This is a genomic window from Streptomyces sp. 11-1-2, assembly GCF_003595545.1.
GTDB classification, from domain to species: domain Bacteria; phylum Actinomycetota; class Actinomycetes; order Streptomycetales; family Streptomycetaceae; genus Streptomyces; species Streptomyces hygroscopicus_B.
Map to the genome: position 1 here is coordinate 2,208,342 of NZ_CP022545.1, position 23,663 is coordinate 2,232,004.

Sequence of the window (23,663 nt, forward strand, 5' to 3'; positions counted from 1 at the left end):
GCGGTCGGCCTCCCCAGCGGATGCCTCTCTCGCTGCGGATACGGGCGCGTTCCTTGCCCTGTGGGTCACCCTGCTCGTGGACGGCGCCCGCGCCCTCGCACGCATCGGCAGGTGGACCGACACAGCCGATGCCACGGCCAAGCACCGTGGCATCGGCAACCGGCTCCTCGACGGCCGCCAGATCAAGATCATGTCCCTGATGGAGCAGGGACTCGACCAGCAGGCCCGCGACATGATCGACGCCACCCAGCCCACGGAACCCTGGGAGGCCCCATCGGCCAGATCCTGCGCGCCCACTGCCGTCCCATCGACGTACCGGTTCCCCGGGCCGGCCTCGACCCCACCCTGAGCGAAGCCGCCGCGCTCCTCACCCGTCCCGATTCGTCGACCGCCGTGTTCCAGACCCGGGCGGGCCCGGCCGCCCTGGAGCTGGACCCCGACGGGCCGTACGCGGGCCCGCTGCTCGAAGCCGTCTCCGAGGTGGCCCGCCTCGACGCCTACGCCGCACGCGAGGTCCTGCCCCCCCCGGCCGCCCGAGCAGCCCTGAGTGCCGAGCGGGCAGACGCGCTCAGCACGGCGATCACGGCTGCGCGTCTCGGGGCCGGCACCTTGCCCCCGGACTACCGGCAGTCTCCGTCCAGGGCCGTCACCCTCGGCGAAACCGAACTGAGGCGACTACTGCGGGACGACAAGGCGGTACCGGGCAATCCCCCGGAGGAGTTACCGCAACCCACATGAGTGATCGAACACAGCATCACGGACCGCCACACTCGGCCACACAAGGAGAGGACCCCGGTATTCGAATTCGGGTTCTAGATTTCGCCCGCCCCCACCCGTTACGGCGACAGCGGAACCTCCGTTACCCGATCACCTGTCCGCATCTCGCCCTGAGGAGTCCCCATTCATCCCGTACGCCGCCCTGCGCTCGTTCATCCCGCGTTCGAAAATACCGCCGTCTCCTCGGGCACCAACCCTCACATCGCCTCCGGCCGCACCGCCCTGCTCGCCGAGGAGTCCCGCCCGGATACGAGGTACCTGGCATGACGGAATCCACTCGTCTCCCCTCCTCCCTCACCACCTGGGTGGCGAGCGTGCCGGGCCCCTTGGACTGTATGCGGGACGCCTCGCACGCCCGCGACAACTCCCAGGTGTGGAGGGTGACCGGACGCACCGGCGTCCACTACGTGAAAGTGGCGCCCAAACCGATCCTGCATACGCGCGAGACCGGTGCCTACGGCGTGGCCGTTCCACACCTCGGCCGCGGCAACGCCCCGGTCCTGCGCGACAGTTCCGCGGAGCTGCTGGCCCTGATCCTTACCGCGGTGGAAGGCGAGCCGTTAAGAGAAGAGGAGTCACCCGCGCGCCGCCGCGTTGCCCACCGGCAAGCCGACCAGCTCCTGCGCCGCTTCCACGACGCCATGACCGGTCCCCTGGTCCGGTCTGAAGCCGCCAGAATCGTCGAGAACACGATGGCCGGCCTGGACAAGCACCCCGCGGAGGCCGGTGACCACCTGTCCGCCGCGGAAGCCGACACGCTGCGGCATCTGGTGAGCACGCTCTCCGGCTGCGGACCGCTACTGGCCGGGTGGCGGCACGGGGACTTCTGGGAGCGCCATCTGCTGTGGAATGGCAGCCGCTGCGCATTGATCGACTTCGAGCGCAGCGAACCGGGCCCGCTCGTCACCGAGAAGCCCCCGCCGGACTGCCACCCCTACACGGCCGCGATCTTCCGCATGCTCACCCACGGCCCGTCCCACCGGGCACTGAACTGGCCCACGGGAGGCGCCCGGTGAAGAGATTCTTCGGCCCGGTCACGATGGCCGACCCTCATGTCTCCGACGCCGAACAAGAGCTGTTCGGCGGGCCCCTGCGCTACGACATGGGATGGTCCCAGCACGAGCACGCGACCTTGGACCTGACCATGATGTCCGCGCTGCGCTCCATGCCCGCGCTCGTCGGCGCCACGCTGCGCATGGCGTGGCAGGCAGACCGGCGTGCCCTGCTCGCCGTGGGAGTCAGCGAGATCGGTCAGGGCATGGCCGCAGCAGCCGGCCTGCTCGCCGTCAATGCCGTCATGCACGCGCTGCTCGCCGGGAGCGGCAGCGCTGCTGAGCGGCTGCACGCCCTGTTACCTGGCCTGCTGGCCGCCGCCGCCATCGGCGTCATCAACTCCGCCCTCTCGGCCTGGTCCACCTCCCGCGCAGGTCGCCTGGAGCCCAAGGTCGAGCGGATCGCCACCACCCAGTACCTGGCCGCCGCAGCCGGCGTCGAACTGGAGGCCATCGACGACCCCGACTTCCGGCGGCTTGTCGACATCGCCCAGCACGGCCCCAGTTCAGCCCGCCGCATGATCAGCTCCTGCGTCGCCGCGCTGAACGGCCTCATCTCCCTGATCACCACCGCCGGCGTCCTCGCCGTACTCCACCCCGTCCTGTTGCCCATGCTGATCCTCATCGCCGCCCCGCGCGGCTGGGGCGCCATGCGCGTGGCCCAGGAACGGTACGTGTCCGTGATGAGCTGGATCGAGCACGTGCGCGCCAGCCGCCTCATCGGCAACCTGCTCACCGAACGCACCGCCGCCCAGGAGGTACGCCTCCACTCCGTCGGCGCCTTCCTCCTCAGCCGCTACGAGCGCATGGCCGAAAGCGCCGAAGCCGAACAGGAACGCCTCGCCTCCAGCAAAGCCCTGACCGAATGGGTGGCCTCCGCACTGTCCGGCCTAGCGATGGCCGCAACCTACGGAGCCATGTTCTGGCTGATCATGGCCGGGCACATGAGCCTCGCCGTCGCCGGGACCGCCGTGGTCGCGGTACGCACCGGCTCCGCGAGCCTGGGCGCCCTCGTCATGAACATCAACCAACTGCACGAGGAAAGCCTCTATGTCCGCGATCACGGTCGCTTCCTCACCCAGGCCGGCCGGCGGACGCTGCCCGCAGGCGGCGCACCCGTTCCTGAACGGGTCAAGGAGATCGTCCTGGACCACGTCACCTACCGCTATCCCGACCGTGACACCGCGGCCCTGGAAGGAGTGTCGCTGACGCTGCCAATGGGGTCGGTCACCGCGGTGGTGGGCGAGAACGGCTCCGGCAAGAGCACGCTGATGAAGATCGTGTCGGGCATGCTGCTGCCCCATACCGGCACTCTGCGCTGGGGCGAGGCGGACCTCACCGACCTCGACCGCGCTCAGGTCTTCGAGCGAGTCTCCCTGCTCAGCCAAGACTTTCAGCGCTGGCCCCTGACCGCCGCGATGAACATTCGCCTCGGCCGCCCCGCTCACCCCGCAACAGACCAGGACCTGGAGCCCTCGGTCGACTACGCCGTCGCCGGCCCCGTCATCGCCAAACTCCCCGACGGCCTGCGCAGTCTGCTGGCCCGCATGTTCCGCGGCGCCATCGAACTGTCCGGCGGCGAATGGCAGAAAGTGGGTCTGGCCCGCACGCACTGGCGTAGTTCAACATCACAGGCGGACGGTGTCCTCATCGTGGATGAGCCAACGTCCGCGCTCGATCCGGAAGCCGAGATCGAAGCCTTCGGCCGCATCCGCCGCCTCGCCGCGCCGAACCGGGCCGTCGTCCTGGTCACCCACCGCATGTCCGGTGTCCGCCACGCCGACCACATCTACGTCCTCAACAACGGGCACCTCACCGAGCACGGCACCCACGACGAACTCATCGCCGCACGCGGCCGGTACGCCGCCATGTTCGACGCCCAGGCAGCCCAGTACGCCCCCACCGCGACCATCCCGAGCCCCACCACACCGACCGTCGCGGATCCCGCATGACCCGCTCGACCGAAAGGCCCGCCGTGACGACATCCCCCACCACGGACCTCGACGAGGCCACCGCCCTGCGCCACCAGCTGGCCGGCCAACTCGCCGCTGCCGGACACATCCGCACCCCCGCGGTCGACCAAGCCCTGCGCACAGTGCCCCGGCACGCCTTCGCACCCGAAGTACCGGTCCACAAGGCGTACGCCAACGACATCGTCGCCACCCGCCACAGCGACGAGGGCCGCATCACCAGCTCCATCTCCGCGCCCTGGCTGCAGGCCGACATGCTCGAAGCCGCCCGCATTCAGCCCGGCCACCGTGTCCTGGAGATCGGCTCCGGCGGCTACAACGCCGCCCTCATCGCCGAACTCGTCGGCCCCACCGGCAGCGTCACCACCCTCGATATCGACCCGGCCGTCACCAACCGCGCCACCCGCTTCCTGGCCCAGACCGGATACGACCGCGTCCACGTGGTCACCGCAGACGCCGAGCACCTGCCCACCGGCATCGTGCCGGAGGACGGCTTCGACGCCATCCTCGTCACCGTCGACACCTGGGACCTTCCCTGGATCGACGCCCTCGCCGAGGGCGGTCGTCTCGTCGCCCCGCTCCGCCTGCAGGGATACGCCTGGGCCATCGGCTTCACCATGCGCGACGGGGCTCTGCACAGCGACGAGCCGCTCATCGTCTGCGGCTTCGTCTCCATGCAGGGCGAGGGCGCCCGGAACGCGATCCGACGCACCGTCCCCGGCACTGGCATCCACCTCTCCTGGGAGGATGGCGCCCCACTGTCCGTCGACCAGCTCGCCCCCTCCCCCACCCGCGAACCGACGGTGACGCAGACCCACGTCACCGTCGGCGGCCAGGAACCCTTCGGCGCCCTCACCCTCTATCTGGCCGGCGCACTGCCCGGCTTCTGCCGCCTGTCGGTCGACCCCGACGGCGAGAACGGGGTCCTGAACCCGCCGCCCAAGCACTGGCCCGGCGCCGCGATCGTCCGCGGTACCTCCCTCGCGTGGCTGGCCACCAAGCGCATCGGCGATGGAGACGACGGCAACGGCCGGTACGAGTTCGTCGTTCACGGCTACGGGCCCCACGGCCACCTGGCTGCGCAGGAGATGGCCGAACAGGTCCTGCACTGGCAGCGCAACCACCGCGCCGCCCTCTGCCCGCGCATCACTGTCCACCCCCTGGCCTGCGGTGATCCCGCGTCCACGGCCGACGGTGCGCACGTGTTCGTCAAGCAGCACACCCGCGTCGCGATCGACTGGCCGATCATTCCTGGCACGGCGGCCCTGCACGCCCACCACAATGCGGACCAGCTCGGTGGGCGCCATGACGCGGCACTTCCTCTGGTGGAAGTCCGCGAGCCTCGCGACCACCGCAGCCGCAGCATCATCGGCGCCCATCTCGTCCTCCTCCGTGACGGGGCCGTCCTCTTGGGCAAGCGCCACCCGAACAGCGCCTTCGCCCCGTCGACCTGGCACCTTCCCGCCGGCCATCGCGAAGACATGGAATCCGCCGTCACCTGTATGGTCCGGGAGGCGGAGGAGGAGACCGGACTCCGCATCCCGGAGGGCGACTTGTCTCTCGTCCACGTCCTGGACCTGCTCGACCCCGGGAGCACGATCCCACGCATCGGGCTGTTCTTCGCTCCTTCCCGCTGGGAGGGCGAACCCCTCGTACGCGAACCAGAGTGCTGCACCGAATGGCGCTTCTGGCCGCTGGACGACTTGCCCGAGCCCACCGTCGAGTACACACGGGTCGCCTTGGACGCCATCTCCCGCGGCTCCCTCTACGCCCCCATGGGTTGGTCCTGACGGGGCTTTCATCCGGACGCCCCTTGGCCGCACCCTCGGCGGCTCCGCTGCCCGCAGTCGTCAGAACCGCTACACAGAAGGACGTGCCTTCGCAGATGGTCACCACGCAGGACGAAGAGGACCGCGGCTGCGCGGAAGGGCGCTGCACGCCGTCGAGCACGCAGGACGAGGAGGAAGCTGCGCCGCGGCGTCAGCATCACTTCCACCTCATGGGCCGCTACTACGGGCAGGGGCGATCACGAAAGCTGGGGAACCGCGGATCTCACGGGTTGGCCGTCCAACGCCTGTTTCGCACGCTCGCTCATCATGTAGGCGAAGGCTGTCAGATTACCTTCTTGATTCTTCCAATCAGAATTCATCTGTATCGTTATCAGAACCGTCTCTATCCGAATAAACGCTACAACGACCGGCGAGCCACCCTCTTCCATCGAAATAACCTTCCGATCTTCCTTTGCAATATACGAGTCGGAGAAGTATGCTCCCGGCTTCACCTGGATCACTTCGCCCGACTTCGAAGCCTTCGCATAGTTGGCCTCTGCTGAAGCTGAACTCGTATAAGCGTCCACAAAGAAGTTTGCATCCTGAGATCCGGGCAGATTCCAAAAAACATTTCCGGCGTTATGCCGATCGGCCTCAGACACACAGTCAAAGCACGCTAGGTAGCCGTTCAAGTGCGGACCACCCGAAACCTCCCAACCCGGAGGCAAGACATCACGGTCCGGGAGGATCTTCGAGACAAGATCCTCAGGAGTCACAACATGCTTCGTCTGGGTCCTCGTGGGTTTCGGTGCCGACTCGGTATTTCCCGGAGAACGCCCCGTGACGAGGTGGACACCGCCATAGAGAGCGAGCGCCAACACCGCTAGCAGCACGACGGCCACTACGGTCAGCGAGTTCCTGTTGTTACGCGTGTTCGAGATCGAAAGTGGTCCTAGAGAGATCTGACTGTTGCGAACCTTGCCGCTTCCGATCACGACACTGTTGGTGTACGCCGACGGAGTGGCGGAGGGATTCGAAAGCAGTTGAGTCAGCGCTCTTTCGAACTCGAGGTCAGCCTTGAGCACCTCTCCGATTACACCCCGCAGTTCTTGTGTCGCCGCTAAATCCGTTGGATCGGCATCAAATCCCGCCAGGGCTGCTCGGCCCTCTTCCGAGCTCAGTCGCCGACGGATAAGGTCACTGAGCGCTTGACCCGTGCCACCACCCACCGCCGTGGCCGCACCACTCGCCATCGCCGTCAGGATCTGTACTGCCGCTAACGCCACACCGTCTGCCGCTTCCATGAGACGCCCCCCTTCGTCCAGTGCTCGTTGAATGCAATCATGGCAACTCCCGCTGACTCCAGGGTGCGAATGGGAATATGCGCCTTGATCGGAATCGAACCGGGCCCATTCCGGCCACCGGGTCGTCAGCAGGCTGTACCGCCACAGCAGCACAGCCGCCCAGCTCAACGGCCTGCTCAGGGAGTTCTGGCGACAGGAGGAAGGGCGGGACGCGGAGGCGTCGGCCTGCATGATCGACGCACAGAGCCGGACGGGCTGTCAGTGGGCCCATCTCCCCAACGACCTGCCGCCGAGCGGCGCGGGCGGCCTCGGTCCACGAGAACGCCGCGGGGACCGCCCTGTTGGACCGCGTGGCCGCCCAGAGTGACACGGTGAAGAAAGCCCTGGTCGACCAGGGCTTCAAGAGGGCCGTCGTCGATCACGGTGCCGCGCTCGGCATGGACGTGGAGATCGTCGAGCGCAACCCGGCCGATGTCGGCTTCGTGCCCGAGCCAAAGAGGTGGGTAGTCGAGCAGACCTTCGGCACCCTCGTCATGCACCGGCGCCTGGTCCGCGACTACGAACACCGGCCCGCCACCTCGGAGTCACGCGTGTACTGGGCGATGAGCGACGTAATAGCGCGCCGGCTGACCGACACCACCACCCCCACCTGGCGCGACGCAAGACCGACAACCCGCAGCTCGACCCCATCCTGGAACAGATCGACACGCGCGAGCAGGCGCTGAGCGAACAGGCCGCGCAGACCCGGACCCGGATCGAGGAACTGGCCGCGCACCTGCGCGAACTCGACGAAGAGACCGACAACCTGCGGATCACCCGCAAGACCCTCCTGGGCATCGCCCACCACCTCGGCGTCGCCGAAGCGGCCCCGCCGCCCGCCACGCCGGACCATCCTGCCTACCAGCAGATCCTGGCCGCCTTCGCCGACACCAGACGCCCGATGCGGGCCCGCGACCTGTGCGAAGCCCTCGACCTGCCCATCCTGCCGAAGAACACCGAGGGCATCCGCTCCAAACTCAAGCGCATGGTCAGCCGCGGAATCCTTACCGAGCCCGAACCCGGTCTATTCACCCAGCCCCATCCGTAGCACCAGCAACGAACCCTCGACCAGCGGACCTCACCCAACCCCAAGAATGAAACGGATATCAAGACTCATAACACCCTCTGAAGGTACGGCCCAGGAGTTCCCTGCGGCAGGTCTGTATCCAGCGCTCCATGAGTGATCATCCGTGGACCCGAATGCCGGTGGTGACGGCCTTGAGACCGGCATCGGTCATCAGTGCGTCGAAGGCGGCTGTGAACTTGGAATCGCGGTCACGGATGAGGAACTTTGCCTTGCTGCTCGCGTCATCGAGGTCCATGAGGAGGTTGCGTCGGAGCTGCACGATCCACTCCGCGGTGGGGTTTGCCGTGGCGCCGAGGACCCGGATGCGACGGGTGGTGTGCTCGATGACAGCGAAGACGTACAGGCGTGCCCCCGTCAGAGTGCGGACTTCGAAAAGATCGCAGGCGAGAAGAGCCTTGGCCTGGCTGCGGAGGAAGTCGGCCCAGGTGGTGTTCTGCCGTTTGGGGGCGCGTGGGATGCCGTGCTCGCGGAGGATCTCCCAGACGGTGGAGGCGGCAACCTTGATCCCCAGCACGGCGAGCTCGCCGTGGATCCGGCGATATCCCCACGCGGCCTTCTCCCTGGCCAGGCGCAGGACCAGGGCGCGGATCGATCGAATGGCGCGCGGACGTCCACGTCGCCTGGATACGCAGGTTGCGGCATGGCGCCGCCTGAGCAGCTCGCGATGCCAGCGCAACACCGTCTCGGGGCGCGCTGCAGGACCAGCAGCTGGTGCCGGAGCACGAGGATCTCGATGTCCTTCTCTTTGTCGCTCATCGGCAGGAGGCGTAGGGCCGCCAGGGCGTTGGTCGTGGCGAGGTAGACCAGGCGCAGGAGCACGACAGATCATGATGCCGACGGGGCCCTGTGCGGGTGAAGCACTCGGGGCGAATGACAAGCAGAGCCGAAGATCCGTGATCAGGCTCCCGACCTGCGTGGATGATTTATCGGCACCCGCAGTGTCAAATGCGACAACGAAGCGGCCTTGGAATTTCTAACGGACCGCCGATATCCGACTTTCCCCGTCGCCGGCCGGACAGAGCTCCCTAATCCGATGAACTCAGCAGTGAGCGCATTTCCCGATGCACGAATACCTTCTCCGTTACACCGGAATCCAGAGCATCCTTCAAGTCACCCAGCCCCGTAACGTCGGCCATGAATTGAGCGGTGGGAGTTGATGAACAGCCAGGTCAGTGTAGATACGAGGCTTTTGGAACCCTACAGGCACCACCCGCTCGAACAGCTCCCACAGTTCATCCGGCACCAGACGCTCCACAAGGTCCACGACCGCAGACTACCGAACACGCCAGATGAGATGCCCTCTCAGTGTCGTCCGACGGTCCTGTCGATCAGTTCGTGGGCCAGGTCGGGGCGGACGCCGTCGGGGTTCTTCAGCCCTGCGTCCTCGTACCAGGAGCGGTCGGCTTCCGGGTGCGGGCCGCTGACCCCGACCCGGCCCTTGCCGTACGGGGCAACGACGACGGCGGCGGCTCCGTTGGGGTAGGTCGCCAGGACGTCGGCGTCGGCGCCGTTGTCGAGGAGGAAGGCGGGCCCATCCTGGAAGTACATGTGCCGCTGCTTGCCGCGCCACTTCACCGGCACCACGGTGTCTCGCTGGTCGTGGACCGTGGTGTCCCGGAGGTCGATATATCCGTCGGTGTCGCCGGGCAGCAGGTCGAAGCCGGGGTTACGTCCGGCGAGATAGGCGCCGAAGCACAGGCCCAGGTAGCTGCCGCCCTCCCGGACCCAGTCGCGCATCATCTTCGCCGAGCCACGCAGGTCCTGCCAGGCTCCGTCGAGGTCGGAGCCGCCGCCGGGCTGGACGTACAACTGCGCGCCGGCCAGAGCGTCGGCGGTCAGGGGGACCCTGGTGCCGGGGCCCACGTACGTGACCCGGAAGGGCTGCGGCGCCTGGCGCAGCAGGGCGGCGATCGTCGGCGCGCAGTCGGGGCAGCCCTGGGGACCGCGGTAGACCAGCGCGAGGGGCGGCTGGTCGCTTCGCTCGTCGGCACTCGACCAGCCACAGCCGGCCAGCGCAGCGGCGGCCGGGAGAACTCCGAGGAGCAGCCGGCGCCGGCCCACAGTGGCCGGAGGCTGACCGACGTTCGGGAGTGTACTGGGGTGCATGGTGTCTCTCTCCTGTGTCTCCCGGCCCGAACGCGGACCGGGGGCCGATGGCGTACGTGCCCCTCCCAGCATGATCAACCCGAAAAGCATCCCACCCGCTCAGCCAACGTGACAGCGCCAGGACCGGTGCCGGGGCGGGGGGTGACCTTGCCGTTGTGCTGGCCAGTGCCGGTGAAGGTCTTGACGTCCTGGTACTGGTAGAGCTTCTTGCCGGTGGCGGCGTCGGTGATGACGTGCAGCTTGCTGGGGGTGCCGTCCTTCCGCGTCCCGCCGACGACGGTCTCGTAGGCGAGGACGGGCTTGCCGGTGGCGGCCCAGATCACCTTGCGCCGCGCGCTCTCGGTGCCGGTCGGCTTGCCGCCCTCGGCCCGGGCGGCGCTCAGGGCGGATCGCTCGGCGTGGGAGGGGTGGTGTCGGCTACCTTGATGGCGGCGTCGGCCGCCTTGTCGACACCCTGCGTGGCGCCGCTCGCGCACTCATGGACGATCAGGTCGCCGCCGAGGACGGGCAGTCCGTCGTAGGTGCGGTCGTAGCGGGTGTGGGTGGTGCCGTCGGCGTCCTTGATGACGTCCTTGACGACCAGCTTCTCCTTGGCCGCGAGCCCCAGCGACCTGGCGGCGGCCAGGGTCGCCGCTCCGGCGGCGAGGGCGGTACGCGAAACTCTGAGACGGGGTATACCAGATACAGCCGATGCCGAACGTGAATCCCCATGTATCTCCAGCCGTAATGGGAAGTTGGGGGAATTTCCCCCAGAGCGGGCGAAAGATGACTTTGCCGGGGGTGGGACAGACCGGTGCCCAGGGGCTGATGCCTGGGCACCGGCGGTGTGTCGTGTGGTTCGACCGAGCCGGTTGCTGCTACTTGACGTTGACTCCGGCCCAGGCGGCGTCCACGCCCTTGTACTCGGCGCTGTCGGCGCCGTAGAGGTCCGTGGCGGCCTTCAGCGTGGCCTTACGGGCGGCGTGGTAGTCGGTGTTGGAGGTCATGTACGTGGTCAGGGCCTTGTACCAGATCTTCTCGGCCTTGGCGCGGCCGATGCCCTTGACGGTGGAGCCGTCCTTGGTGGGGCTGTCGTACTTCACACCGTCGATCTCCTTCACGCCGCTGCCCTCGGACAGCAGGTAGAAGAAGTGGTTGCCGACACCGGAGGTGGCGTGCGGGTCGACGTTGCCCATGCCGCTCTCCCAGTAGTCGTAGGAAAGACCGTCCTTGCTGGGCTTGTCCATGTAACGCGCCGGCGTACCGTCTCCGTTGAGGTCTATCTTGTCGCCGAGGAGGTAGTCACCGGGGTCCTGGGCGTTCTTGGCATAGAACTCCACGGCGGTGCTGAAGATGTCGGAGGTGGCCTCGTCGAGCCCGACGGCCTCGCCGTACTTCAGCTTAGCGGTGGCCGAGGTGACGCCGTGGGTCATCTCGTGGCTCACCACGTCGAGCGCGGTGAGGGGCTTCTTGTTGCCCGCGCCATCGCCGTAGGTCATGCAGAAGCAGTCGTCGTTCCAGGCGGCGTTCTCGAACTGGTCGCCGAAGTGGACCCGGGAGTAGGCGGCCTTGCCGTCGCCCCTGATGCCGTTGCGGCCGAAGACGTTCTTGTAGTAGTCCCAGGTCATGGCGGCGCCGTAGTGGGCGTCCACGGCGGCGGTCTGTGCGGTGGTGGGCTTGCCGTTGCCCCAGACGTTGTCGGCGTCGTAGAAGGGCGACCCCTGCTTGGTCTGGTCTATCGAGTGCTTGGCGTTGTACGTCTGGTGTCCGCCTCGGGCGGTGTCCTTCAGCAGCCACCGGCTGCCGCTCTTGACGCTGCCGAGGGGGACCTTGCCGTTGTACTGGCCGGTGCCGGTGCCGGTGCCGGGAGTGGTGCCGGGGGTGGTGCCGGTGCCGGGGGTGACCTTGCCGTTGTGCTGGCCAGTGCCGGTGAAGGTCTTGACGTCCTGGTACTGGTAGAGCTTCTTGCCGGTGGCGGCGTCGGTGATGACGTGCAGCTTGCTGGGGGTGCCGTCCTTCCGCGTTCCACCGATGACGGTTTCGTAAGCGAGGACGGGCTTGCCGGTGGCGGCCCAGATCACCTTGCGGGGGGCCCGGTCGGCCGAGGCTCCGGTGGTGTGGTCGGCTTTGGCCAGCTTGATGGCGGCCTTGGCGGCGGTGCTCGGGGCGACTCCAGCGGTGGTGGAGGCGACCTTGACGGTGGCGTTGGTGGCTTTGGTGACGCTCTTGATGTCACCGCTCTTGGCCTGGTGGACGATCAGGTCGCCGCCGAGGACGGGCAGTCCGTCGTAGGTGCGGTCGTAGCGGGTGTGGGTAGTGCCGTCGACGTCCTTGATGACGTCCGTGACGACCAGCTTCTCCTTGGCGCCGAGGCCGAGCGATGTGGCGATGTTCGCCTTGGTGGCGTTGGCGTCGCGCAGCATTTCGGCGCGGGCCGAGGCGGTGAGGGCCGCGGGCTGGGCCCCAGTCTCGGAGGCCGGGGCGGCACCCGCGGCGCTGGTGGTCAGCCCGGTGGCGAGCAGGGCCGTCGCCGCGACCGCGGTACCGGCCACCATCGCCGAACGACGCATCCCGGCACGGGGCATGGTCATGCTGGAGGTCTTGCGCACGCGAACTCCTCGTTTCCTTTTCTGGAGCACTGTCACGTTGTTGGGTGTGTGGTCGTCCGATGGTGTGTCGGGGTGCGGCGGGAGGCGGGTGGGCCCCGGGGGCGGTTTGTGGCGGGCAGGCCGATGGTCTCGGTGGTGTGGTCCCAGATCGTGGGGCGGACGGTCGTCTCGAGGCGGTGTTCAGTGGCGGTCATCAGGTGACGGCGGAGCCGAAGGCGGGATGGGATGCCACTGAACGCGGACAGGAACCTTTGGGCCGCGCCGATCGAGCGGAAGCCCTTCATCGCGCGTTCGTGCTGCCGGGTGGGCTGGTGGGATTTCTCGGCCCGGTTGTTCAGCCCCTTGTGCGAGCGGTGCTCGACTGAGGGCATGACCTCGCGGTGGGCGGCGCCGCAGGAGTGGAGCTTGTCGGTGACCAGCACCCTCGGCACCGGCCGGGTCTTCTGCACCAGGCGCCGCAGGAAACGCCTGGCCGCGGCCTTGTCCCGCCGGTTCTGGACAAGGATGCCGAGGACGTTGCCGTCCTGGTCAACGGCCCGCCACAGGCACTTCAGGTCTCCGTTGATCTTGACGAAGACACAGCAGGTGTCGCGGCGCGGGTGGAACAGCCGGTCCTCGCGTACTGACCACCACGCAGCGCAACCACCGATTATGGGACAGAGTCGAACGTGTCGGTCCGTCACGCCGCGCGGAGGGCGGTGGTGGGAGGCATGCGCCCGGCGCGCAGGGCGAGGTAGAGGCCGGCTGTTGTGCCGACGATGACGGCCATGGCGGGTCCTGCGGCTGCCCAGGTGGCGGGAATGACAGGTGGCCAGTCCTGCGCGGTGGCGTGGCCGTAGACGGTGCGGGAGCCGAGGGCGGCGCCGGCCAGGCCGCCAAGTAGGCCGAGGGGTACGGCTTCGACGAGGAACTGGGCGGCGATCTGTCCTTGGCGTGTGCCGAGAGCGCGGCGCAGGCCGACTTCCCCCTGGCGTTCCATGACGCCGACGACCAGGCACTGGGCCAGGCTGCGGGCCTGTTCGACGAGTTCTGGGGGGACCCCACGTTCCTGGAGCTGCTCGCGGCCCGGGACCTTCTCGTCGCAGGTGTCCATGGCCCTCTTACGCGGGTCGTCGGTCCCCGCCCCGGACCCGCCGCCCTCCTCGGTCTGTCCCATGGGCATCTGGATCTGCCCGTCCTTGTCCAGCTGTACTTCGGTCTGGCCTGCATCGTGCGTGCACTGCACCCACGCCCGCCGTATCGCCCCGTCGTCCATGGGCTTCACCGGCCCGCCACCACCGGCTACTTTCGGTGCCTCCCCGCTCTCTGACGAGCACGCGGACAGCACCATGGCGGAGCAGGCTGCCGGCAGCACCCCTGCCAGATGGACAGTCGTACGAGACATCAAGGTCCTCCCTCGGCCCCGCAGGGCGCCCCACTGGCATCCCGGCAGTCACTAGAGGTACGCGCCCCGTGGTTATGCGCCGGTTATGGTGCGCCAACCCGCGCATAACCACGGCCCGGCCACAATGGGACACGAGTGGCAACCCCGACGAGAAGGAGCGGCGCGGATGCGGGTGCTGGTGGTGGAGGACGAGAAGGAACTCGCCGAGATGATCGCGGACGGGCTGCGCGGCGAGGGCATAGAAGCCCACATCGCCCACGACGGATCCACCGCGCTGCAGATGACCGCGGCAACCGACTACAACGTGATCATGCTCGACCGGGACCTGCCCGTGATGAGCGGGGACGCTGTCTGCCGCACCCTCGCCACCAGCGGCTACCCGGCCCGGATCCTCATGCTCACTGCCGCTGGAACCCTTGACGAGATCGTCGACGGCCTCGGCCAGGGCGCCGACGACTACCTGTCCAAACCCTTCGCCTACCTCGAACTCATCGCCCGCCTGCACGCGCTGGCCCGCCGTGGCCCCTCCGGCGCCCCCACCGTCCTGGAACGCCACGGTGTCCGTCTCGACACAGTCCGGCGCCTGGCCGAACGCGACGGTCGCTTCCTGGCCGTGACCCCGAAGGAATTCGGAATCCTTGAGGCCCTCCTCGAAGCCGACGGCGGCATCCTCAGCTCCACCGACCTCCTCAACGCCGTCTGGGACACCCCACCCGAATCTCGCAGCGCCGTGAAAGTCACCGTCCACCAGCTACGCCGCAAACTCGGCACCCCACCCCTGATCGAGACGGTCCCCGGCTTCGGGTATCGCCTGTGACCCGCAACCAACGGGGCAAACTCACCATCGGCGCCCGCCTCACACTCTCGAACACGGCCGTCCTCGCCACCGGCAGCCTCGTCCTGCTCACACTCAACTGGCTCAGCGTCCGCGATCTCCTCAACGCCAATCGCTCCCTGCTCGCCGTCGTCCCCACCCTCCCCGCCGAGCCGCAGCCCCCTACGACCGGCTCTCCGCCCACTCCTTCACAACTGCCGCCCGCCCCGTGGCCATCCGTGCCCTCTCAAGCCTTCGAGGCGTTCCGGAACACCGTGATGCGGGAGCTCCTCGCCCGCTCCGCACTCCTTATTGTGGTCATCGCCGCACTGTCCCTCCTCGCCGGCTGGTGGATCGCCCGCCGCTCCCTCACCCGCATCACTCAAGTCACAGAGGCCGCCCAATACATCGGCGAAACCAATCTCTACGACCGCCTCGCCCTCACCGGACCCCACGATGAGGTCAAACAACTCGGCGACACCTTTGACACCATGCTGGACCGCCTGGAACGCTCCTTCACCGCTCAACGCGACTTCACCGCCCTCGCCTCCCACGAACTGCGCACACCCCTCACGATCACCCGCACCGCCCTGGAAATCCCCCTCGCCCAGCACCGCGTTCCCGACGACCTCGAACCTGCCCTCCGTCGCGCTCTGGCCGCCACCGAACGCAGCGAACGTCTCATCGCCTCTCTCCTCGCTCTCGCCCGTGGCGAGAGCGACCTCGCCCACGTGCGCGAAAGCGACCTCGCCGATCACGTCCGTACCGCCCTCGCCGACGTTCGCGACGAGGTCGAACACCTGAAGGTGGCCCTCCAGACCAAACTGGGCCCCGCTCCGGTCACTGGCGACGCCACCCTCCTGGACCAATTGGTTCTCAACCTCGTGATCAACGCCATCCGTCACAACCACTCCGGTGGCACCGTCCACGTCGCGACCGGCACTGCGAACGGCCGCTCCTGGATCGAGGTACGCAACACAGGCCCCTTTGTGAACGCGCACGACGTTCCGGCCCTCTTCGAACCCTTCCACCGAGGGGTTGACTCCCACCGCACCGGATCCGGTCTCGGCCTCACCGTCGCCCGCGCCGTCACCCACACACATCACGGGATCCTCACCGCCCGCCCCAATCCCTTGGGTGGCGGCCTCACCATCTGCGCCGAATTCCCGACCCTGTGCTTGCCGAGAATGTCATCCGCCCTGGTCGGAGGCCTGTATCGGGACCGGCGGTCGTCGGCCTCACCGCTCGGGTAGGCGCTCTCGCGTAGTCGGTGGTTCACGCGTCATGATGATCGACCGTGCTACCGCGACTGGCCCACCTGGGCGTGACCAACGCGTTCGCGCTGCTGCGTCCGCTGCGTCCGCCGCGTCTGCTGCCGATGAGCGACCGGGACAAGGATGCGGAGATCCTGGCTCTCCGTCATCAGAACACGGTGCTCGAACGCCAACTCGGCGGTGCCCGACTACGGTTCACTTCGAGCGATCGGGCGCACCTGGCAGCGCTGCTGCGCCGGATGCCGTTGCCTACCCTGCGGCGTCTGCGACTACTCGTACGTCCTGACACGGTGCTGCGCTGGCATCGCGGCCTCGCAAGACGCCAGCATGCCGCCGTATCACGGCTCAAGCGACCCGGTCGGCCTCGTACCGTGCGCTCCATCCGGATTCTGGTACTGCGCCTGGCGAGAGAGAATCCGAACTGGGGCTACAGGCGTCTGCACGGCGAACTGCTCGTGCTGGGAGTGAAGGTGGCCGCCTCGACCGTCTGGAAGATCCTCAAGGAATCCGGCGTCGATCCGGCGCCCGGCCGGAGCTCCAGCACGTGGGTCGGCTTCCTGCCCTCCCAAGCCGACGCCCTCCTGGCCTGTGACTTCTTTGAGACGGTCACCCTGTCCGGCGCGCGGATGTACGTACTCGTGGTGATCGAGCACAGCAGCCGCCGCATCCGGATCCTGGTCGCCATCGAACACCCGACCACCTCCTGGGTAACACAGGCGGCGAAGAACCTGGTCAACGCCCACGGCGCCCTCATCCACGCCACAAACGCGGATGCCGAACTGGTACTGGAACGCGACCGCTTGAGCCGCCTGGTCGCGGAGACCGTGAACGGCCGCACCACGACCTACGGCTACGACGCGGCGGGCCACCAGACCCACCGTTCATGCCTGAAGGGTGTCAATATTCCGATCAGGCTGCTGAGCTGGGCCTTCCCTGTAGATGGTGCGGCAGTCGGAGTGGCGTGGTGTGGTACTCGTTGAGCAGTCCACCAAGTACCTGTCGGCGCCTGACTGCGCCAGCAGGTAGGGGGATGATGTTCGGGTCGTCGACTGGGGCACGTAGGCCCAGGCTGCGGTGGGCTCGTCCGGCGTTGTAGTGCTCGGCGTATACGGTGAGGACCGTACGCAGGTGTCGTTCGCCAGTGTCGAACGCGGCAGTGAACTTGCTGTCCCGGTCCCGGATGAGGAACCGGAAGCACCCAGCCCTCTCCCCGAGGTCCATGACCAGGTTGCGGGCGAGTTGGGTGACCAATGCGCCGCTCGGGTGGGCGGTGACACCCAGGACATGGACGCGCCGGGTGGCGACCTCCATGACGAAGAAGACATGAACACGCTTGAGGAAGACGGTCTCCACATGCATGAAGTCACAGGCGAGCAGCGTGTGGGCCTGTGAACGGACGAAGGAGCGCCAGGTCTGCTGACTTGCGCGCTGCGGCGCGGGCGGTAGACCGGAACGGCGCAGGACACGCCGGATCGTAGCGGCGGCAACCCGATGGCCAAGCCGTCGGAGCTCACCTTGGATCCTGACGTACCCCCAGGCCGGGTTCTCTCGCGCCAGACGCTGGGTGAGCGCGACTGTCTCTTCCTGCAACGGTGGACGACCCGGGCCGACCGTTGTCCGGCGCCACTTCCAGCGCACCAGACGGCGGTGCCAGGTCAGCAGCGTGCCCGGAGTGACCAGCCGATGACAGCGCAAGACGGACGGCAGGTGCCGTGCGAGAGCGGAGAGCACGGCACGATCAGCCCACGAGAGCCGCGGCCGCCCTACCTTCCGACGCAGCACAGCGACCTCATGACGAAGGGCAAGGATCTCGGCGTTGTTCACGGCGGTCGAGCGGTCCAGCAAAAGGAAGCAGCCCAGCAGGCGGCAGAAGATCAGGTAGAGCAGTCGCAGACCCACAATCAGCGCTCACTATCCACACCGGCGCCGTCCGCGCCTACGACGTCATCCGCATGCTCTCCCGGGACGGCCGCCCCACCCCGCTTGGCGACGCGATCGCCCACTACGGGCGGATCTCCAAGACCCTGCACATCCTGCGTCTCACGGACGAGCCCGGCTACCGGCGGCAGATCAAGAGCCAGGCCAACCTCCAGGAGGGCCGCCGCTCCCTGGCCCGGAAGATCTTCCACGGCAGGCACGGGCTCCGAGTGGAGGCACCCCCCACTGGTTCCTATTCGGTCAATTTTCCGGATGATCCAGTTGGTCACCGACTTGCCCACCCCGCTGAACACCCCCTAATCGTCCATTCCGCCATTAAGCGGGTGGTTCTCTCCTCTGGCTTGGGCCTCCGCTCAGGGCCCTGACTGCCGTGGTCCACAGGTTCCCTTTCACCTTTTGGGATCCGAGGGCTCAGCCAGGTGCGTACGGGAACTGACGTGGGGCCGCGGCCGACTATCTAGCCATGACAAGCAAACCCAAGCGCGCTCGAACAGCCGCCGTGTCCAGGCGCACTGTCCTCGGGACCGGCATGGCCGCTGCGGCTGCGCTGCCGCTCGCCGCCAGTGCAGCGGCAGCGTCCGCGCCGCAATCCGACATTCGCACCGTGGGGTCATCCGGGAAAGAGGAAGCCGCCATGGACATCGTGATCCCGCTCTACGACGACTACGAGCCGCTCGACGTGGTCGGACCCTACGAAGTCCTCGCCTACATGCCCGGCGCCTCCGTACGGTTCGTCGGGGCCGAGAAGGGCCCAGTGAAGGATGCGCTGGGGTCCCTGCCGACGTACGTCCCGGCCACGTACTCCGAGGTGGAGCACTGTGACGTCCTGCTGATCCCGGGCGGGGGCAGCGTCGAGGCCATGGTGGCCGATGCCGATTTCCTCGCTTGGGTGCGCCGCGTGCACGGCCGCACCCGGTTCACCACCTCGGTCTGCACCGGGTCCCTGGTGCTGGGCGCCGCAGGCCTGCTGAAGGGCCTGACCGCCACCACCCACTGGAGCGGGGCGGAAGCGCTGGCGTCGTACGGCGCCGCCTACACCCCGCAACGTACGGTCCGGCAGGGCAGGGTCATCACCTCGGCCGGCGTATCCTCCGGCATCGACATGGCCCTCACTCTGGCGGCCTTGCTGACCGACGAAGTGACCGCCCAGGCGATTCAGCTGTGGATCGAGTACGACCCACAGCCCCCCTTCGACTCCGGCTCGCTGGCCAAGGCATCTGACGCGGTGAAGAAGCGGGTCTTCGAGCTGGGGAAAGAGCCGCTCCACAACGGCTGAAGGCACACTGCTGCGGCCGGTATGCACACGACATCAGGAGTCGTCCTGAACGACCCCGTTCACCGGGTTGTGTCTGCGGCGGCCCCGCAAGTCCGTCACTGCGCTCTGGCGGAAACGCACAGCCCTGTGCCCCGGATGGCGCTGATGCCCGCTAGGTGTGCTGTCCCGGCACGTTGGTGACGGGCGACGCGCCGTGAGTGGTGCTTGGTCACGCCGGTGACCTCGATGCCGCTCACCGCCCGGACACCACGGCGAAGTGGCGGCGGATCTACCGGCCGGCCTCCGGCTCGCGCTCGGCATGCGAGCGATGAACGCCACCACTCGACGTGCCAGGGGCTGACGTCGTCACGCGCAGGTGGCGAGCATGCCCTCCAGCGCCGAGCGCTCCGCCGGATCCACGGCCGGTCCGTACACGTGCTTCACCGAGATCCAGGCGCGGCCGTAGATGCAGCGGTAGCCGGCGAGCGGGGGCTGCCAGTTGGCGGGGCCCTTGTCGGACTTCGACCTGCTGGAAGCGCGCGAGTTCGCGGATTCTTGGATGCGGTCACGCTCCAACCCGCGCATCGATTGGGGCTTTGAAAGGACCTGCGCGCGGGTTCGCCGCTCCAGCACTCGGACAGATTCGAACGTACGAGTCAAGGGTGACGGCCACTCGTTCGGCCGGGCAGGGCCCGTTCGCGCTGTCAGACTCCCGGGAGGGAACGCGCCGGTGGGGCGTGGTCGAGGCGGGAGCGGCGAGGCAGGGTGGGCGTGACCGAGCACGGTACGGCCGGTCGTGCCGCTCCGGACGGGGCGGGGCCGGGCGTGACGGACTACGGCGTCCCGCACGCACGCGCGGTGACGGAGGACCGGCCGGGCGGGCGACAGTGCGGTGGCGGACCCGGCGGGCAGAGGCGGGACGAGGGGGCGGCGCCTGCGGGGCCGCGGCACGTGGCCTGCGTGATGGACGGCAACGGCCGTTGGGCGCAGCGGCGTTCGCTTCCCCGCACGGCGGGTCACCGGGCCGCGGTGACCGCCGTCATCGACGTCATCGAGACGGCCCGGTCCGCCGGCGTGGAGTGGCTCAGCCTGTACGCCTTCTCCACCGAGAACTGGAACCGCCCTGGCACCGAGGTCGAATTCCTGATGCGTCTGGTGCGCCAGGTTGTGCGCAAGCATGCGCCGCTGCTGCTCGCGCGCGGCATCCGCTGCCGTTTCCTCGGGGTCGCCGACCCGCGCATCCCCCGTGAACTGGCCCAGGACTTCGACGACTTGGCGACGCTGACCGCCGGCAACCGGGGGATGACGCTGACCGTCGCCTTCGACCACGGCGGGCGCCGGGACATCGTCGAGGCTGCGAGGTCGCTGATCCGCAGCGGGACGCCCGCCGACGAGGTGACCGAGCGGCTCTTCGCGGACCACCTGCCTTTCCCCGACACCCCCGATGCGGATCTGGTCATCCGCACCTCCGGTGAGCAGCGCATCTCCAACTTCATGCTCTGGCAGGTCGCCTACGCCGAGTGGGTCTTCCCCGAGGTGCTCTGGCCGGACTTCCGGGCTCCCGACTTCCTCGCCTGCCTGCACACCTACCGGCGCCGCGACCGCCGATTCGGCGGCCTGCCCGCCCGGACGAACGGAGACCCATCATGACCACCGAAACCACGGGAACGGCCGACGAGGCATCCCTGTTCGGCCCGAAATCGCAGTTCAGCGCCTTCTTCGACGACCCGCGCTGGGCCCTGGCCATGATCCGCGCCACCGTACTGGAGGCCGCTCACCCGCAGATCGGCGCCGCCCTCGTCGACAACTCCACCTTCGTCGCCCACCCCTGGCGCCGACTGCGCAACACCTTCCTCAGCATGCGGTGCATGTTCGGCACCGACCCAGCGGTACGCGAACGGGAGGCCGCCCGGCTCAACCGGCTGCACGCCCGCATGAGCGGCTCCGACTCCCGCGGCCGCGCCTACGAGGCGATGGACCGCGCGACCCGCGCCTGGGTGGTCGCCACCCTCTTCGAGAGCGCCGTCACCATGTGCCGGCTGAGCGGCCAGCCGCTCGACCAGGACACGATGGAGCGGATGTACGCCGAGTACCGCGCGTTCCTCGCCGCGCTCGACGGCGACGCCGCAGAACTCCCCGAGGACCTGAACGACTTCTGGCGCTACTTCGACCGGGTCGTCGAAAGCGAGCTGGAGAACACCGAGGCGGCCCGCGTCATCCTCTACCAGCTCTTCGACCACCTGCCCGCCCCTGCGCTGCTCGACGGCGCGCCGACACTGTGGGCGGCCGGCCGCGCTGTCGCCGGTCCGCTCCTCGGCGCGATCACCGTCGCCTCGCTCCCCGAGCCCTACCGGCGCCGGGCCGGCCTGCCCGAGATGCCCGGCGCCCCAACCCTCATGCAGGGCGCCTACCTCGCCGCCGGGCTCGCCCGATTCCTGCCCGAGGGCTGGATCAACGCCGAAAGCATCATCGAAGCCCTCTCACTCTCGCCCGACAGCGACGACCCCCGCGCCCGCACCGTAACCGCCCTGCGCGCCCGCATGAAGCGGGCATCGGCCCTGCTCCGCCTGCTCACACCACTGAGCGGCGACACCAACCCCGACCCGGCACCTTCGGGAGCCGCAGAAGAGAACCGACGCTCGGCGGAGGAGTTCTTCCGCCGAGTGCTGGACCAGACCGGCGACGGCCACCTCGACTGGCCTGACCTCGCCGCCATGGCACGCGAACTCTCCACCCGCCTCGACCTGGACGAACCCGAGGAGGCCCGGCTCTACGACGCCTTCGCCGCCTGGTGGCGCGAGCTCCAGGCCGCCCTCGACACGGACGGCGACGGCCGCGTCAGCGCCGAGGAGTACGCCACCGCCGTCCCCTCCCTCGCCGGACCCGCGCTCATCCGCGTTGCCGAGGTCCTCTTCGACGTCACCGACAAGGACGGCAACGGGCGCATCGACGCGGACGAGTACCGAACCCTCTTCCGCACCGCCTTCCACCGCGACCTCACCACCACCGACGGCGCCTACGGCCGGAGCGCCTTCGTGGGCGACTTCCTCTCCTTCATGGCGGGCCGCCGCACGGGCACCCCGTACGACCCCCTCCTCGCCGACGCCTAACGAGCTCGTGCATGGGTTGGCGGCCACGGACCTCGAGTTCTACAACAACTTCTCGAACATGTGGATGACGGCAGCGACCTCACGTCAGGGCAAGCGCGCGCCGCCGCTGCGGTCAAGAGGCTCGTCCTGCGGTCGGCCAGGGAGAATCCGAGTTGGGGGCTCCGGCGGATCCAAGGGGGGCTGGCCCGACTCGGGCATCGGATCACCGCCTCGACGGTCTGGGAGATCCTCAACGCAGCCGGCATCGACCCTGCGCCACGTCGCTCAGGCCCCACGTGGCGCGAGTTCCTGACCACGCAAGCCGAGGGGATCATCGCGGCAGACTTCTTCCACATCGACACCGCCCCCGGCAGGCGGTTGTACGCACTGGCGTTCCCCGAGCACGGCACCCGGCGACTGCACATCACCGGGGTCACCACCTGCCCGACGCGGGACCGGACGGTGCAGCAGGCACGGAACCTCACCGCCGACCTGGGCATACACATCGAGTCCCTGCGCTTCCTGCTGCGCGACCGCGATGGCAAGTACGGCGAGGCGTTCCACGCCGTCTTCCGGGCCGAGGAGATGGAGATTCTCAACAGTGCGCACAGGCTCCCCGTATGAACGCGCACTGCGAACGCATCATCGGCAGCATCCGACGCGAAGCCCTCGACCACATCCTCACCATGAACGACGCCCACGCCCGCCACATCCTCGCGACCTAAGAGCGGCACTACAACGAACACCGACCCCACCAAGCACGCAACCAGCTACCACCCGACGCCCACGAACAACCCGCCGCGGCACATGACCCGGGCACTCACAAAGCTGCGCACCCGGATCCTCGGCGGCCTCATCAACGAGTACAGATATGCGGCATGACGTGCAGCGATGACTTTTCGAGCGGCACACGTTGATTGACTATCGCACGAGTGTCGACTGCTCCACATTGCGCTTGTGCACGACGAGGGGAATCCCCAGGCCAGGACTCTATCGGGCATGAGGTGGTCGCGCGCTGTGTCCCTGGGCGGAGACTGGGAGTGTCGGCACCTCGCACCACTCCCAGAAGGCGATCATCACCCGGCAAGCCGCCCGCGACGCCGTAGAAGCCATCGACAAAGCACTTACCAACCCGACACCGGCCATACGGGTGGCATCCGCCGGCACTGGCCACCCCGGTCGCGACCGCGACCACACAGCGACCACCAGCATCCACA

Annotated in this window: 17 protein-coding genes and 5 pseudogenes; 13 read left to right on the forward strand and 9 right to left on the reverse strand. The window is 68.1% G+C overall.

The features are described 5' to 3' along the window. Positions 1-76: 76 nt before the first annotated feature. From CGL27_RS49890 to fxlM, 5 genes are all read left to right on the forward strand, one after another. Positions 77-349, forward strand: coding sequence for a hypothetical protein (locus tag CGL27_RS49890; protein WP_162952921.1), 273 nt, complete (start codon positions 77-79; stop codon positions 347-349). 44 nt (positions 350-393) lie between these two features. Then, positions 394-738, forward strand: a complete 345-nt coding sequence (locus CGL27_RS09020; RefSeq protein WP_119985821.1) for a hypothetical protein — start codon at positions 394-396, stop codon at positions 736-738. Between the two features lie 302 nt (positions 739-1,040). Next, the gene (locus CGL27_RS51675; protein WP_240450412.1) at positions 1,041-1,793 is read left to right on the forward strand and encodes an aminoglycoside phosphotransferase family protein; all 753 of its coding nucleotides are present in this window, start codon (positions 1,041-1,043) and stop codon (positions 1,791-1,793) included. Positions 1,794-1,816: 23 nt separating this feature from the next. Then, positions 1,817-3,781, forward strand: a complete 1,965-nt coding sequence (locus CGL27_RS09030) for an ABC transporter ATP-binding protein (protein WP_162953281.1) — start codon at positions 1,817-1,819, stop codon at positions 3,779-3,781. Further along, positions 3,778-5,589 (forward strand): methyltransferase, FxLD system, encoded by a 1,812-nt coding sequence (gene fxlM / locus CGL27_RS09035; RefSeq protein WP_119985825.1) that lies wholly within the window; start codon positions 3,778-3,780, stop codon positions 5,587-5,589. The genes CGL27_RS09030 and fxlM overlap by 4 nt, the downstream gene beginning before the upstream one ends. 236 nt (positions 5,590-5,825) lie before the next feature. Here the strand turns inward: fxlM and CGL27_RS49895 are convergent, their stop codons facing one another. Beyond that, positions 5,826-6,872 (reverse strand): hypothetical protein, encoded by a 1,047-nt coding sequence (locus tag CGL27_RS49895; protein ID WP_162952922.1) that lies wholly within the window; start codon positions 6,870-6,872, stop codon positions 5,826-5,828. Positions 6,873-7,174: 302 nt separating this feature from the next. Between CGL27_RS49895 and CGL27_RS09045 the strand changes: the two are divergent. Then, positions 7,175-7,597 (forward strand): annotated as a pseudogene (locus CGL27_RS09045) (IS5/IS1182 family transposase); the annotation flags it as partial. Between the two features lie 501 nt (positions 7,598-8,098). Here CGL27_RS09045 and CGL27_RS09055 read toward each other — a convergent pair. The 6 genes and pseudogenes from CGL27_RS09055 to CGL27_RS09080 form a co-directional block, all read right to left on the reverse strand. Further along, positions 8,099-8,817, reverse strand: a pseudogene (locus tag CGL27_RS09055) (integrase); the annotation flags it as partial. Positions 8,818-9,300: 483 nt separating this feature from the next. Continuing rightward, positions 9,301-10,104 (reverse strand): BPL-N domain-containing protein, encoded by an 804-nt coding sequence (locus CGL27_RS09060; protein ID WP_078644820.1) that lies wholly within the window; start codon positions 10,102-10,104, stop codon positions 9,301-9,303. A gap of 140 nt (positions 10,105-10,244) precedes the next feature. Beyond that, a pseudogene (locus tag CGL27_RS09065) lies at positions 10,245-10,720 on the reverse strand (peptidase M4 family protein); the annotation flags it as partial. Between the two features lie 241 nt (positions 10,721-10,961). Beyond that, the gene (locus CGL27_RS09070) at positions 10,962-12,674 is read right to left on the reverse strand and encodes a M4 family metallopeptidase (protein ID WP_119994310.1); all 1,713 of its coding nucleotides are present in this window, start codon (positions 12,672-12,674) and stop codon (positions 10,962-10,964) included. Positions 12,675-12,916: 242 nt separating this feature from the next. Next, positions 12,917-13,270: pseudogene (locus CGL27_RS09075) on the reverse strand (DDE-type integrase/transposase/recombinase); the annotation flags it as partial. Positions 13,271-13,371: 101 nt separating this feature from the next. Then, positions 13,372-14,076 (reverse strand): ABC transporter permease, encoded by a 705-nt coding sequence (locus CGL27_RS09080; RefSeq protein ID WP_119985826.1) that lies wholly within the window; start codon positions 14,074-14,076, stop codon positions 13,372-13,374. Between the two features lie 166 nt (positions 14,077-14,242). On the opposite strand from CGL27_RS09080, the gene CGL27_RS09085 reads away from it, so the two are divergent. From CGL27_RS09085 to CGL27_RS09095, 3 genes are read left to right on the forward strand one after another with little or no spacing between them, the layout of a single operon-like run. Next, positions 14,243-14,893: a response regulator transcription factor gene (locus tag CGL27_RS09085; RefSeq protein WP_119985828.1), complete on the forward strand. Its 651-nt coding sequence runs from the start codon at positions 14,243-14,245 to the stop codon at positions 14,891-14,893. Further along, complete coding sequence (locus CGL27_RS09090; protein ID WP_119985830.1) at positions 14,890-16,143, forward strand: HAMP domain-containing sensor histidine kinase; 1,254 nt, start codon at positions 14,890-14,892, stop codon at positions 16,141-16,143. Before CGL27_RS09085 ends, CGL27_RS09090 begins: the two co-directional genes overlap by 4 nt. Positions 16,144-16,187: 44 nt before the next feature. After that, the gene (locus tag CGL27_RS09095; protein ID WP_240450413.1) at positions 16,188-17,144 is read left to right on the forward strand and encodes a hypothetical protein; all 957 of its coding nucleotides are present in this window, start codon (positions 16,188-16,190) and stop codon (positions 17,142-17,144) included. Here the strand turns inward: CGL27_RS09095 and CGL27_RS09100 are convergent. Then, on the reverse strand, positions 17,074-18,063 hold the full coding sequence (locus tag CGL27_RS09100; protein WP_240450414.1) for an integrase: 990 nt from the start codon (positions 18,061-18,063) through the stop codon (positions 17,074-17,076). The two genes, CGL27_RS09095 and CGL27_RS09100, sit on opposite strands and share 71 nt — an antisense overlap. Positions 18,064-18,736: 673 nt before the next feature. Here CGL27_RS09100 and CGL27_RS09110 point away from each other — a divergent pair. After that, positions 18,737-19,378 carry a DJ-1/PfpI family protein gene (locus CGL27_RS09110; protein ID WP_119985836.1) on the forward strand — a complete coding sequence of 214 codons (642 nt, stop codon included), beginning with the start codon at positions 18,737-18,739 and terminating at the stop codon, positions 19,376-19,378. 345 nt (positions 19,379-19,723) lie between these two features. Here CGL27_RS09110 and CGL27_RS09115 read toward each other — a convergent pair whose 3' ends face one another. Continuing rightward, on the reverse strand, positions 19,724-19,942 hold the full coding sequence (locus tag CGL27_RS09115; protein ID WP_162952923.1) for a hypothetical protein: 219 nt from the start codon (positions 19,940-19,942) through the stop codon (positions 19,724-19,726). Between the two features lie 378 nt (positions 19,943-20,320). Here CGL27_RS09115 and uppS point away from each other — a divergent pair, with 378 nt between their 5' ends. The 3 genes and pseudogenes from uppS to CGL27_RS09130 all read left to right on the forward strand — a co-directional run. Then, a complete protein-coding gene (gene uppS, locus CGL27_RS09120) occupies positions 20,321-21,007 on the forward strand; it encodes a polyprenyl diphosphate synthase (RefSeq protein WP_240450956.1) in 687 nt (228 codons plus the stop codon). Further along, complete coding sequence (locus CGL27_RS09125; protein ID WP_119985840.1) at positions 21,004-22,467, forward strand: oxygenase MpaB family protein; 1,464 nt, start codon at positions 21,004-21,006, stop codon at positions 22,465-22,467. Before uppS ends, CGL27_RS09125 begins: the two co-directional genes overlap by 4 nt. A 102-nt stretch (positions 22,468-22,569) precedes the next feature. After that, a pseudogene (locus CGL27_RS09130) lies at positions 22,570-23,328 on the forward strand (integrase core domain-containing protein); the annotation flags it as partial. Between the last annotated feature and the right edge of the window lie 335 nt (positions 23,329-23,663).